This window comes from Acinetobacter sp. MYb10 (genome assembly GCF_002980175.2).
Taxonomy (GTDB): domain Bacteria; phylum Pseudomonadota; class Gammaproteobacteria; order Pseudomonadales; family Moraxellaceae; genus Acinetobacter; species Acinetobacter guillouiae.
The window spans coordinates 2,492,450-2,505,218 of the sequence record NZ_CP058272.1 but is presented as its reverse complement, the minus strand read 5'-3'; the positions used below and the strand labels follow the sequence as shown (position 1 = coordinate 2,505,218).

General features: G+C 38.8%; 9 protein-coding genes and 4 tRNA genes. 5 read left to right on the top strand and 8 right to left on the bottom strand.

The features are described from left to right. The first annotated feature begins 76 nt into the window (after nucleotides 1-76). Complete coding sequence (locus tag CQZ96_RS11645) at nucleotides 77-1,561, top strand: FAD-binding oxidoreductase (protein ID WP_105714008.1); 1,485 nt, start codon at nucleotides 77-79, stop codon at nucleotides 1,559-1,561. Here the strand turns inward: CQZ96_RS11645 and CQZ96_RS11640 are convergent. Beyond that, nucleotides 1,524-1,976 carry a hypothetical protein gene (locus CQZ96_RS11640; RefSeq protein ID WP_105714007.1) on the bottom strand — a complete coding sequence of 151 codons (453 nt, stop codon included), beginning with the start codon at nucleotides 1,974-1,976 and terminating at the stop codon, nucleotides 1,524-1,526. The two genes, CQZ96_RS11645 and CQZ96_RS11640, sit on opposite strands and share 38 nt — an antisense overlap. A gap of 24 nt (nucleotides 1,977-2,000) precedes the next feature. Between CQZ96_RS11640 and CQZ96_RS11635 the strand changes: the two genes are divergently transcribed. Together CQZ96_RS11635 and CQZ96_RS11630 are read left to right on the top strand one after the other, a co-directional pair. Further along, nucleotides 2,001-2,417, top strand: a complete 417-nt coding sequence (locus tag CQZ96_RS11635) for a lysozyme inhibitor LprI family protein (RefSeq protein WP_105714006.1) — start codon at nucleotides 2,001-2,003, stop codon at nucleotides 2,415-2,417. Between the two features lie 122 nt (nucleotides 2,418-2,539). Next, on the top strand, nucleotides 2,540-3,640 hold the full coding sequence (locus CQZ96_RS11630; RefSeq protein WP_105714005.1) for an HPP family protein: 1,101 nt from the start codon (nucleotides 2,540-2,542) through the stop codon (nucleotides 3,638-3,640). 93 nt (nucleotides 3,641-3,733) lie between these two features. Here the strand turns inward: CQZ96_RS11630 and CQZ96_RS11625 are convergent, their stop codons facing one another. Beyond that, nucleotides 3,734-3,994, bottom strand: coding sequence for a PspC domain-containing protein (locus tag CQZ96_RS11625; RefSeq protein ID WP_105714004.1), 261 nt, complete (start codon nucleotides 3,992-3,994; stop codon nucleotides 3,734-3,736). Nucleotides 3,995-4,323: 329 nt separating this feature from the next. Here CQZ96_RS11625 and CQZ96_RS11620 point away from each other — a divergent pair, with 329 nt between their 5' ends. Beyond that, complete coding sequence (locus CQZ96_RS11620) at nucleotides 4,324-4,995, top strand: hypothetical protein (RefSeq protein WP_105714003.1); 672 nt, start codon at nucleotides 4,324-4,326, stop codon at nucleotides 4,993-4,995. 229 nt (nucleotides 4,996-5,224) lie between these two features. Here CQZ96_RS11620 and CQZ96_RS11615 read toward each other — a convergent pair whose 3' ends face one another. Next, nucleotides 5,225-5,995, bottom strand: coding sequence for a TorF family putative porin (locus CQZ96_RS11615; protein ID WP_105714002.1), 771 nt, complete (start codon nucleotides 5,993-5,995; stop codon nucleotides 5,225-5,227). A gap of 607 nt (nucleotides 5,996-6,602) precedes the next feature. On the opposite strand from CQZ96_RS11615, the gene CQZ96_RS11610 reads away from it, so the two are divergent. Continuing rightward, nucleotides 6,603-9,578, top strand: coding sequence for a cytosine permease (locus CQZ96_RS11610; protein WP_105714001.1), 2,976 nt, complete (start codon nucleotides 6,603-6,605; stop codon nucleotides 9,576-9,578). A gap of 404 nt (nucleotides 9,579-9,982) precedes the next feature. Here CQZ96_RS11610 and CQZ96_RS11605 read toward each other — a convergent pair. The 5 genes from CQZ96_RS11605 to CQZ96_RS11585 all read right to left on the bottom strand — a co-directional run bounded on the left by CQZ96_RS11605 (nucleotide 9,983) and on the right by CQZ96_RS11585 (nucleotide 12,668). Continuing rightward, nucleotides 9,983-10,058 (bottom strand) — tRNA-Lys (locus CQZ96_RS11605). Between the two features lie 160 nt (nucleotides 10,059-10,218). Then, a tRNA-Lys gene (locus CQZ96_RS11600) sits at nucleotides 10,219-10,294 on the bottom strand. Between the two features lie 93 nt (nucleotides 10,295-10,387). Beyond that, nucleotides 10,388-10,463 (bottom strand) — tRNA-Lys (locus CQZ96_RS11595). A 92-nt stretch (nucleotides 10,464-10,555) separates the two neighbouring features. After that, nucleotides 10,556-10,631 (bottom strand) — tRNA-Lys (locus CQZ96_RS11590). Between the two features lie 195 nt (nucleotides 10,632-10,826). Further along, nucleotides 10,827-12,668: a long-chain-acyl-CoA synthetase gene (locus CQZ96_RS11585; RefSeq protein WP_105714000.1), complete on the bottom strand. Its 1,842-nt coding sequence runs from the start codon at nucleotides 12,666-12,668 to the stop codon at nucleotides 10,827-10,829. Nucleotides 12,669-12,769: the final 101 nt, after the last annotated feature.

The window sequence follows — 12,769 nt, the reverse complement described above, 5'->3', positions numbered from 1 at the left end:
ATCGGTATTTTGCTTTTTTAATATTTATAGCTTATAAATTATTGAATAAATTTAAAACATTTTTAAATCATCCCTTATGCAAAAAATACAGAAAAACAAACTTTGGCTAAGCCTTCTCCTTATTCTATTGGCAGTTATTTCTATTCCTGCAATTCATCTTTTTAAAACAAAAATCAATGAGCAACAGGGAATTGAGCATATTCCTACAGGTTATCGGGATGATGCCAGTCATCTTAATTTGACAAAAGTGCATAAAATTGTCGATGTAGAAAGTACACCCGAAGCGATTCAACAACAACTTAAAACTTTACTTAAATATACAGCTGAACATCATCTAAAAGTCTCGATTGCGGGGGCTAAGCACAGTATGGGCGGGCACACCATTTACCCTGATGGTATTGCACTGAATATGTTGCCTTATAACCACATGAGCTTTGATGAGAAGAGTAATATTCTCACGATTGGTTCAGGTGCAACGTGGGAAGAGGCACTTCGGTATCTAGACCGCTATGGTAAATCAATTGCAGTGATGCAAGCGTTTAGTAATTTCTCAATTGGCGGCTCGATCAGTGTCAATGGACATGGTTGGCAAAAGAATTCACCCCCTATTTCATCCAGTGTTGAGTCATTTACCTTGATGAATGCCCAGGGAGAAATTGTAAAATGTAGTCGTACAGAACATCCTGAACTGTTTAAATTGGTGATTGGTGGCTATGGATTATTTGGCATTATTCTCGATGTAAAATTAAAAGTTGTAGATAATGTTGCTTTAACATTTCAATCAATTTCAGTTTTACCTGAAGACTATGTAAACGCGTACCAAAAGATTGTCAGCAATAATCCAGATGTACAATTTGCTTATGGTCGTTTACGTATTTCAGACAAGCATTTTTTACAGCAGGCAACCTTAAACTATTTTGAAAAAATCGATAAAAAACCTTTAGCCTTGTCACAACAGCAAAGTAAAAACGCTGAAACTAAGCGGATTGTGTTCCGTGGCTCTGTCGATAGTGAATACGGCAAACGGCTACGCTGGGATCTAGAAAGTAGTCTGAATTCAGTATCGCCTTATGCGATATTTAGTCGCAATGAAATTCTCAGTGAAGATGCCGCCTTGATTGAAAATAAAGATATCCATTCAACCGATCTATTGCATGAATATTTTATTCCAAAGCAGCACTTGGCTCAGTTTATTCAAGATCTCAAGCCCGTTTTAAAAACTAAAAAAGTGGATCTACTCAATATCACGATTCGTGAAGTTGAACATGATCATGATGCATTTATGAATTATGCCCGAGAGGACGTTTTTGGCTTGGTGTTTCTGTTTAATCAAAAGAAGACCCCACAACAAGAGCAGGATATGCAACAACTGACTCAGCAATTGGTTGATATTACACTTAAAAACCAAGGCACATTTTATTTGCCTTATCGCTTACATGTAAGTCGCGACAAGATGCGTTTAGCCTATCCGCAAACGGATGCTTTTTTTAGTTTGAAGAAAAAATATGATCCAGAGGAGATCTTTAGTAATCAGTTCTATCTACATTATCGTGAGTCGTGAATGATGGTCTGGAGAATACTTTTAATAAACCCCAATAACAGCACCCTGCAAATACAGAAATTGCATAAAAAAACCAATCGCTCAATAGTTTCCATAGCGGTGTAGGCAATGATCCAGTAAAAACCAGATAGCCAATGATGCTGACAATTAACCACATCAACAGTGAGCCGACGAAAATACTGAAAAAATTAAGCCAATACTGATGTGCAAGCCAAAGTGAAATGACATACGCAATTGGAATGACAAGAATGCAATAAATCAGATAAACGATTAAGCTGATACCAAATATTGTGAGTAAAGACTGTATATCATATTGATGATTCATAAAAAGAAAAAATGCGATCAATAGGATTAAGCTCAGACTGGGTGCTAAAAACAAAGCCTTTAAAATCGATTTATTGCTATATTGAGCCATGATCAAAACAACAAAGGAATAAATATGATAAGAGCATGCACAATCATGATGGTTTTATCTACAACTATTTGTTCAATATCAGCTTATGCAGAACAGAGTGCTGCTTCACCTGATGTATATAACCAATGTGTTGAACAAACCATCGAAAAACTGGCTTTAGGTAACATTAACAATACTGTGGTTGAATCATGTAGTAACCAGAGCAGGGCATATTATGAAAAAGAAATTGTCAAAGTTCTTGATCAGATCAAAAAACAGAGTCAGATAGACCTTCGGCAAGAACGTTATAATGACATCATGAAATCACAACGCTTATGGAAAGCTTATGTTGATCAGGAGTGCCAAAATGCTGGAAGTTATATTGGTTCACCCATGTATGCGTTTTGCCCAATGCAAGAATATGGGAAAAGACTTGATCAATTGACTGAATATGCCCAGTGAAAAATCAGTAGATGAGAAATATCGGCGAAAAATTTATCCATTTAAGATAGATAATAAATATATCTTATAACCACAACATCGTATAATTCACACTTTAAACCGTGTTAAAGCGCAGGACTGTCGTGTTTCATACGCAACTTGAATGGTTAAATACCTTAAAACCCAATTTTAAAGTTTTACCGCTAAAAGATCGTTTAGTCTGTGGTGTTGGGGCACTGCTCGGATTAGCAGTGTCATCATTAATCAGTTGGTATGTACTCGGTGGCTTTAATGCATGGTATATCGCACCGATGGGCGCGTCCTCAGTATTGCTCTTTGCTGTACCCGCGAGTCCTTTAGCACAACCTTGGAATATGGTGGTGGGGAATACCATTGCAGGTTTAGTCGGCGTGACCTGTGCCATCTTTATTTCCAATCCAACCGAGGCATTTAGTGTTGCTGTTGCGTTGTCGATATTTTTGATGATGAGTACAGATTCATTGCATCCGCCAAGTGGCGCAGTGGCGATTACTGCCGTATTGGGTGGCGCTTCTATTCATCAGTTGGGTTATCAATTTATTTTTTATCCAGTATTACTCAATTCAGTCTTGCTGCTGGTGATTGCAATCATTTTTAATCGTATGTTTGGAAAGCAATATCCACAGGTTGCACAGCTCAATACACGTTCTAAAGATCCAACGCCGACACAGAAAGTCACGATTCAACCGCAAGATATTCAAGATGTGTTAGAACAACAGACACAGCTTTTAGATATTAGTGAATATGATTTACAAAAAATCATTTTAGAAGCACAAGCAAAGGCCAACGCAAGAGCAGTACATCAATACCTTTGCCAAGATATTATGAGCAAGGATGTGCTGAGCTTGGATGAGCAAGATGATATTCACCAAGCTTTAGATAAGTTTAAACATGTGAATTTGATGAGTTTGCCCGTGCTCAACGCGGATCAGGAATTGGTTGGCACATTGGCATTGTATGAAATTGTAGAATGGTTTAAACGCGCTGCCGATGCTCGGGCCCCTTGGGAACATTTGGTCAAACAAATTATGAATCGACAAGTGGTGACTGTACAGCCGACACAACCGATTCAAGACTTGGTGCCTTATTTCGTTGAACGCTCTTTTAATTATATCCCTGTGGTTGATCATCAAAAAATGGTCGGGATTATTAGTCGCGCAGATATGATTGCAGCATTACAGCAACAACTCAATAATTCACAATGATACTGTTTAAAAATGATGCGGTATAAAAAAAGCTACAGCAGTTTGGGGGAACTGTTGTAGCTGAAAAGGGTCATATCTTTAAATCGAAGTCAATTAATGGGTTTTCTCTTCATAAATGGTTCGTACAGGGCGTTCATAGCTTTGCGGTTCATTTAGCTGCAATTTTTGTTTTGGCATAATTAACCAAAGCACTAAATACACCAGAATACCTGGAAAAGCTGCGCTCAAACATGAAACAATTACGAAAATAATGCGTAGTAATGTGACATTCCAACCAAAACTTTCAGCAATACCGCCCATTACACCGGCGATCATATTATGTCGGCTTGAACGATATAAACCAGAATTGGCCATTTAAATCTCCTTAAAGTTATTCATCATCATTCATGATTAAAAAAATTAAAAATGAATTTATATAAGTAAATAGTGGCGTTTCTGTTTGATTCTTCAAGTGAATCACCGATTAAAATTGTTAAGACTGTGTAACAACACCACTTAAATCATTAAAAATAATGTAAAAAGTGTCCAAACTTATAGGGAGATGATTGAGACAAATATGTTTTTTATACTTTTGTAAAAAATACACCGTTAAGATTTCGAGAAACGGTACAACACAATAAGATATACATATACACATTCATTTTTGATGTGTCTGGCACGGTGTAATTGGGTTATTTGGATTTATGTATTTAACTTTTCATAAAGTAATTTTTTTTCGAATTTTAGGCATCAGTATTTGTACAGTACTGAGTGCTTGCGATTCCTCAAAATCAAATGATAAACAACAAGGTGCATCTGACACACAAAATTCATCCAGTGAGCTTGCTTTGCAGCCAACGCCACAACGTGCCAATGCAAGTGAAGGTAAAAAACTGACCGATCTTGCGGGTCAAGCCACCTTACCTGCAATGGCAGAAATGAAAGGGCAAGACCAGCAAAGCGACGTAGTTTCCACAAAAGCTGAGGCATTTGTAGGACGTTATCATGTTCAAATGAGTTGTGAAGATCCTTTTGCCAAGTGTGAAAAAGGCAGTGCAGAGTTTATTATTAACTTACTCCCAGACGGTACCGCACATCGTACCTTTGTATATATGGGGAAAATGACCTATGAAAATAATGATATAAAACCGAACCGTGGTTATCAAAAAAATACTTGGGTCTATGACGAAGTAAATCATGAAATTGTGATTAACCGAATTGAAGGTATTCAGTTCTATTACAAAGTGGATGCACAAAACGACTTGGTGATGGATATTGATAAAATCGTTAATGGAACTGAAGAAAATCGACTCTATTTTAGTCAACACCATACTGCACCAACAAAAGCTTATGTGTTAAAGAAATTTGATAATTAAAAAGCGAAACAATCGAATAAGCGCATTTGAATAAGAACGCTGTTTTGATCAAGACATATGTTGATTTAAACAATCTGGTGGGGCTTTAGGGTGTAACCCACCAGAATGACACATTTAAAATTTAAAGTTTTGAAATAAATGATCATCTCAGAAAAGCATTTTTTAAATTGAACAAATCTTAGAAAATCAGTTAGCAGTTAAACATTGTGTATCCTCTAAAAATGCAATGTTAAAACGCTTTGGTTAAACTAAAAATTGCACCGTTTGCGACTGTACGTTTTTCACTTTTAGAGAGCTGATCGGTATTCAAGTTGGTACCGACTGCAGATAACTCTGCAGTTAAGCCTTCAAGTGTTTTAAATTGATAATTCACCCCAAGCTTCCAATCGACATAATTGTCAGCATTGAGATCAATCAATGCACCTTTATCTTGGATGATGGAATAACCAATACTTGAAGTTAGACCAAAACCTGTTTCAGCCAATGGTACTGAATAGCCTAAGGTGAAGTTCCATGCATTACCTGCAAATCCAATATAGTCATCACTATAATTAATATTGGTGAGGAGACTATCTTTAACCAAAAATACGTTATCAAGGGTTAAACGTGCAGAAAACTCATGCCATGCCCAATCCGACCAACCCGGGTAGCTAAATCGGTTATAGCTTAAATCTAGTGTTGGCTTAACTTTTTCAGACCAATTTAATGCCGTGTTATAGCCAATATATGAGGTAAACTCAAAATGTGGTGATGTTGAACCACCAAAGTCCGTATTGGCAGCAAAGATTCCGCCGTATAAACCAGAATCATGTGACAGTACAAAGGTCCCTTGTACCGCAGGATCATTACGAGATTGGGATAAACCACGGAAACGGTAGTCCGTTGTCAGTGCAGTAGAACCGCTTAAGCTAAGACCTGATGAATGTCCTGTTTCTGAGGCCATAGCAGAATGAGTTGCCATTGTTGTTAGCATTACCGATAAAATTACTGGTTTAATCATATTGATTTCCTTTTCGTAAAAATTTGGATTATTCCAAAATCCTTTTTTATGTCGATCAACGACGCATTTTTGTTTTTGTTATCTTAAGTACTGATGTTATAAAGAGATAATAGAATATTCAGAACACATGCCTCAAAAAATCTGAATCGCTTGGGTATAACGATGACTTTTATCCAATTGAGTTAAATTTTTTAATGATTATTTATGTAATTATTTTTTAATAAAAAATTCTTTTGAACGATAAATTACTTTTTTTAACCCTAGATCAATGATCTGCTTTTCACCCATCGTTTTTATTCAATTCAAGTGGTACCCAAGCTGGTGTATAGGTCGATATTGAATATCGAACAAATACAAGCCTGAGATAATTTTTCTTTAATTTGTTCGTGATTATTCTGGCCTCAATATTTTCAACATATTAAATGGTCTTAATTTGAAATTTTAAGATGATTTCGCAAATGATTTTGATCTCTTTGCGATGGAGTAACTACGCTATTCAGCCCTTTTTAGCCTTACTTTAAAAAAACTAAAGGTTTGATACTGAATATAAAAATTTAAGCCAGCTCTCAGATTGGTTATAACTTTTTATTTATGGAATGGATTCCTTATGTCTATCACAACTATGGAAAGTAGTACGATTCAGGCAATTCCTGAAAATCAACGTCACGGTAAAGCACGCGATCTATTTACGATCTGGTTTGGCTCAAACATTATGTTATTGACCATGTTTACTGGATCATTGGCGGTTACAGTTTTTAATTTGAGTTTCTTTTCTGCCTTAATGGCATTGGTTTTAGGAAATCTTGTTGGTGCGATTTTTGTCGCACTGCATTCTGCGCAAGGCCCACAACTTGCAGTGCCGCAAATGATTCAGACACGCGGGCAATTTGGTTTCTATGGGGCTTTGCTTGTTGTTGGCGTCGTGGTGATTATGTACTTGGGTTTTTATGCATCCAATCTGGTGGTTGGTGGTGAAGCGCTACATACAATTTATCAGCCGATTTCCAAGGTACAAGGCATTACAATTATTGCGATTGGGAGTCTGATTGCAGTTATTTTTGGTTATAAACTCATTCATAAATACACCCAAATCCTTGCGGTACTTTCAGGTTTAATGCTGCTTGCTGCTTTTATTCGTGTATTTAGTTCGCAATACTTCCCCCAAGATTTCTTTCAGCTGGGAACGTTTTCAAGCATTGGCTTTATGGGAACCTTATCCATTGCCGCATTATGGCAGTTGGCTTATGCCCCGTATGTATCAGATTATTCCCGCTATTTGCCTAAAGCGACTGGGGCAAAAACTGCATTTTGGGCAAGCTATTGGGGCTGTTCACTCGGCTCACTGATTTCAATGATCTTGGGCTTAACTGTTGCTCGTGCCTATAGTGGTGACTTTATTCAAGGCTTAATTCACTTAACCGGGTCCGGTCTATTCAGTACCGCTTTGATTATCGTCTTTTCTCTCGGGATTGCTGCCACAAACTCAATGAATTTGTACTGTGGTACTTTATCGAGCATCACTATTCTACAAACGATTTTTCACCGGTGGTCACCGCGAGTACTTGCCAGAACCATAGTGGCATTAAGCTTATTTAGTGTGGCGATGTTCTTATCTGTTTCAAGTTCGGAAAGCTTTGTCGAGAGTTATGTCAATTTTATTCTCTTGCTCATGTGTGTACTGATTCCATGGACAGCCATCAACCTCATCGATTATTACTTTATCCATCATACTGAATATGATGTGCCATCTTTCTTTAAACCTGATGGTGGGATTTATGGTTACTTCAATTGGCCTGCATTAATCTGTTATGTGATTGGGATTTTGATTCAGATTCCATTTTTATCTACGCCGCTGTATGTTGGTCCGCTTGCCAAATTACTGGGCGAGGTGGATATCTCATGGGCAGTTGGTTTACTGGTGGTTAGCCCACTGTATTATGTTGTGGCGATGTTATATAAACGCACATTACCTGAAATAGACAATCAACAATTACAGCAACATAGCTATGATTATGTCATTGTTGGCGCGGGTTCGGCGGGGAGTGTGATTGCCAATCGACTAAGTGAAGACCCAAATACCCGTGTCTGTTTGATTGAAGCAGGCGCTGCTGATAATTCGCCACGCATTCAGATTCCAGCAGGAACGATCACGTTATATAAGAGTAAAAAATACAGCTGGAATTTCTTTTCTACCCCACAGAAACGTTTGAATAATCGTCAAATCCATGCCCCACGTGGCAAAATGGTCGGTGGTTCAAGTTCAATGAACAGTATGATTTATATTCGCGGAAATGCCTCTGATTATGACAATTGGGAGGCGAAAGGTTGTGTTGGATGGGGCTGGAAAGAGGTTTTACCCTTCTTTAAACGCTCTGAAAAAAATGTCATTCAGCAAGACTTAGCTTTTCATGGTGTTGATGGCGAGTTGTTTGTTGATCATCCGAAAGATTCTAACCCATTATCTAAACTCTTTATCCAAGCTGCTACTTTGCTCAATCTAAAAGAGAATCAAGATTTTAATGCTGCATCAAGCGAAGGTGTGGGGATATATGATGTGACTCAACGTGATGGTCAGCGTCTATCCAGCTTTAAAGCATTCGTTCAGCCGATATTGACACGTTCAAACCTTACAGTGGTGACTGAATGCGAGGTTGAGCGTATTCATCATAGTGAGGGGCAAGTGCACTCGATTCATGTGCAACGACAAGGACAAAATTTTGATATCAGAATCAATAAAGAGTTAATCCTCTCTGCTGGTGCTTTTGTTTCGCCGTTATTATTGATGAAATCTGGTATTGGTCCGAAATCTGAGTTGGAACAGGCTGGTATTGAATGTAAGGTTGATTTACCAGGGGTAGGTAAAAACTTGCAAGAGCATATTGATGGTTTGGTGACGGTTAGAACAAATAGTTCAAGAACACTGGGTTTTTCCGTTGGGGCTTTGGCATCTATACTGCCCGCACCATTCCAGTATGCACTCAAAAGAAAAGGCTGGTTGACCACCAACTATGTAGAAGCAGGAGGCTTTGCAAAAACACCCCTGGCAACAGATTTACCGGATGTGCAATTTCACTTTGTTCCGGGGTATCGGAGTCATCGTGGTCGCCTGTTTGAATGGGGACATGGCTATGCAATCCACACCTGTGTTTTAAGACCCAAGAGCATTGGTGAAATACGTGTGAATGCCCAAAAGCAGATTGAGATTGATTATAACTTCCTTGAAAAAGAACAAGATATGCAAGTGCTGATTGAAGGAATTAAACTGGCACAGCGTATTTTAAAGCAAGATGTATTTAAGGCGTTCAATGGTCGAGAAATCTTACCCGGACCTGATGTTAAAACCGATGCAGATTATCAAGCCTATGTTTGTGAATATGCTGCAACCGTATTTCATCCCGTGGGAACATGTAAGATGGGGATTGATGCAATGAGTGTGGTCGATCCAAAGCTTAAGGTCGTTGGTTTTAATAATCTGCGTATTGCTGATGCATCCATTATGCCTGATCTTGTGTCAGGCAATACCAATGCACCATGTATTATGATTGGCGAACGTGCCGCAGATTTTATCCTTCAACAGAAATAACCCACTGGGTAAATTCCCGCTGATTGTTTTAATTGAATTATCATACGCATAATTAAACCGTGCGCAATCTTGGTTATTGGGTACGGTTTTATATTGTTTGGGAGGGGGAATACGATGACTCGTCAAGCAGGAGAATATTATCTTGCTAGCGATGATTTTATATTTGCTCGTTCAATAAGAAGAATAAAAGCTTTTTAGCTATTCAGTTCGGTCGTGTCATCTGATTGTGATTGTAGGCTTGGTAGTTTTAAGCTAAAACCGTTAACGCACGTCTCAGTCAATATTTGAGTATTGATGCTTCGTCATCATTGAAGGATAAAACAATCCGTTTGATTAGGGCGTGCAGCTATCAGAAAAATAATTCAACTGAGCTTATTTTAAGGGGGAGAAATGACTTAAAAATCTGGTGGGTTGTGTGGGGTTCGAACCCACGACCAATAGATTAAGAGTCTACTGCTCTACCAACTGAGCTAACAACCCTGAACTTGTTTAAAACATGATTAAACCAGAACAAAAGATGAAGCAAAATTTCGAGAATGGCGAAGCATCTAATAAAGATGTTTGGTCTTGGTCGGAACGTTTGCAGGTTTCGTTTCTATTGTAGTACTTTAAATGTACAGAAAGAAGCCCTAAGAAAGAATGGTGGGTCGTCCGCGATTCGAACGCGGGACCAACGGATTAAAAGTCCGCTGCTCTACCAGCTGAGCTAACGACCCTGAGCGAGATGTGTAAAGCGCGTTGCTTTACCCGATATCAGTGAAAATCGAGAATTTTCTATCGGTATCTATTTACAGGTTGAAACATGAAGATGGTGGGTCGTCCGCGATTCGAACGCGGGACCAACGGATTAAAAGTCCGCTGCTCTACCAGCTGAGCTAACGACCCTGAGCAAGGATGTATAAAGCGATGCTTTACACGATATTTGTGAAAATTGAGAATTTTCTATCGCTATCCATTTACAGGTCAAAACAATTAAGTGGTGGGTCGTCCGCGATTCGAACGCGGGACCAACGGATTAAAAGTCCGCTGCTCTACCAGCTGAGCTAACGACCCTGAACCTTCATCCAAGCTAGGCTTGAATGTGTAGTGCAAGAAAACTAAAAAGTTTTTAAACACCACTTTGTTTTGATGGAGCGTATTTTAGCAAGATATTGATAGAGCGCAAGTAAAAATTAAGAAAGTTTGCAACGTTCGGTTATAAATAACACAAAATGGACTAAAAAAGCCCTGAAATCAGGGCTTTTAGCTTTAGAAGCGGTATTTATAAGCTTCAATATTGGCAAAAACTTCCGCAGTGACATCACAATAGGCATTGGCACTTGGCAGTAAAACCAATAAACGATCAGAGGTTTTTTCAGGATTAAAGGCTTGTTCCTTTAATTTATTTTTCTGATATTTAAATGTACCCGTCGTTTCTACAATTTGTTGGATACGTAAAAATACCGGAACAGCATAGGCTGGCAAGTTCTTTTTAAACTCGACTGCAAGCTGGCTTAGATCTTGTTCAGTCAGTTCTTCACCATCATGTAAAGTAATGGCAGCCATACCTGCTCGACCATTGGTATTTGGAATTTCAACGCCGTAAACCACAGCTTCTGTGATTTTAGGGTATTCACTACAAATATTTTCAACTTCGGTGGTTGAAACATTTTCACCTTTCCAGCGGAAAGTATCGCCAAGGCGATCGACAAATTGCGCGTGTCGGAAACCAATATCACGAACCAAGTCACCAGTAATAAAGTAAGAATCGCCCTTTTTAAAGACATCTTTCATGATCACTGACTTGTTCTTTTCTGGGTCTGTATAGCCATCAAAAGGGGAGCGCTTGGTGATTTTACCAATCAATAAGCCCACTTCACCTTTTTTGACCTTTTGACATGCACCATGACTGTCACGGATTGCTTCATTTTTTTCTTTATCGAACTGGACGATGGCATAAGGTGTAGGGGAGAAGCCAACAGTATTGTTAAAATTAAAAACATTACTGAAGCCTACATTTCCTTCACTAGAGGCATAAAGTTCTAAAATTTCTTCGATACCAAAGCGTTCTTTAAACTTGCCCCAAATATTTGGACGCATACCATTACCGATCATTTTGGTGACACGGTGCGTATGATCAAGTTCTGAAGCAGGTGCATCCATAAGGTAGCGGCAAAGTTCACCGACATAACCAATTGCGGACGCATTAAACTTTTTGACATCAGACCAGAATGCAGAGGTAGAGAATTTACGACGGATTGCCAAAGCTGAACCACCTGCAATAGCACCACACCAGCACACCACCATACCTGTTGCATGGTAAAGCGGTAAAGTGCAGTACATCACATCATCTTCACCTAAGTTTAAGACATGACCATATGTTCCATATGCCAAGGTCCAACGACTGTTGGTAAAGACCACAGCTTTAGGTAAACCCGTTGTGCCAGAGGTATAGATATAAAACAAGCCATCTTTCCCTTTGACACTTTGTGTGGTCGAAGGATTGAATTTTGGAAATTGTTGAATTTTTTCAGCGAGATTGATAAAGCCTTGAGGTGCTGTACCCGAGTCTTGCGTTGTATTTTGATCTGCAAACCAATGGATGCGGTCTTGAGCAATGTTTAAGTCTTGACGAATCTCATCTACCGCAGCACGGCATTCTTCACCGACGATCACCGCAACAGGATTGACCAAATTGATACTATGCGTCAGGACTTTACCTGTCTGTGAGGTATTGACTAAAGCTGTTGTTACGCCAATTTTTGCCAGTGCAATCACGGTCGCAATCAACTCAGGACGATTTTCGATCATCACGGTGATCGCATCGCCTTTTTTTATGCCAATAGAAAGATAAAAGTGTGCAATTTGATTGGCCCAGTTATTCAGTTCTTTATAACTATAGCGTTGATCTTCAAATAATAACGCATCACCATAAGGATTGCGTTTTACAGCACGTTCAAAAGCAAGACCTAGCCCAGCAGGTGTATTGGGTGTTCTGATATAAGCTTGTTTAAGTCCAGTCAGGATATTGGGAAGCTTATTGATGAGCTGTGGTAAGCGCTCTGCGACATCAGTAAATCCGATGAGATCGGCCTGTGTTGTTTGACTCATATCAATCCTATTTATTTTTCGTAATCCAATACAATTTTTAGAGTGTCATTGACTCACATTACATTTGTCTTTTTAATCGTATAAGACTAGTGCAATCAACC

Bases quoted from the DNA above. Each gene is read 5' to 3' on its own strand.
- CQZ96_RS11645 (WP_105714008.1), top strand. From the start codon at position 77: ATGCAAAAAATACAGAAAAACAAACTTTGGCTAAGCCTTCTCCTTATT.
- CQZ96_RS11640 (WP_105714007.1), bottom strand. From the start codon at position 1,976: ATGGCTCAATATAGCAATAAATCGATTTTAAAGGCTTTGTTTTTAGCA.
- CQZ96_RS11635 (WP_105714006.1), top strand. From the start codon at position 2,001: ATGATAAGAGCATGCACAATCATGATGGTTTTATCTACAACTATTTGT.
- CQZ96_RS11625 (WP_105714004.1), bottom strand. From the start codon at position 3,994: ATGGCCAATTCTGGTTTATATCGTTCAAGCCGACATAATATGATCGCC.
- CQZ96_RS11620 (WP_105714003.1), top strand. From the start codon at position 4,324: ATGTATTTAACTTTTCATAAAGTAATTTTTTTTCGAATTTTAGGCATC.
- CQZ96_RS11615 (WP_105714002.1), bottom strand. From the start codon at position 5,995: ATGATTAAACCAGTAATTTTATCGGTAATGCTAACAACAATGGCAACT.
- CQZ96_RS11610 (WP_105714001.1), top strand. From the start codon at position 6,603: ATGTCTATCACAACTATGGAAAGTAGTACGATTCAGGCAATTCCTGAA.
- CQZ96_RS11585 (WP_105714000.1), bottom strand. From the start codon at position 12,668: ATGAGTCAAACAACACAGGCCGATCTCATCGGATTTACTGATGTCGCA.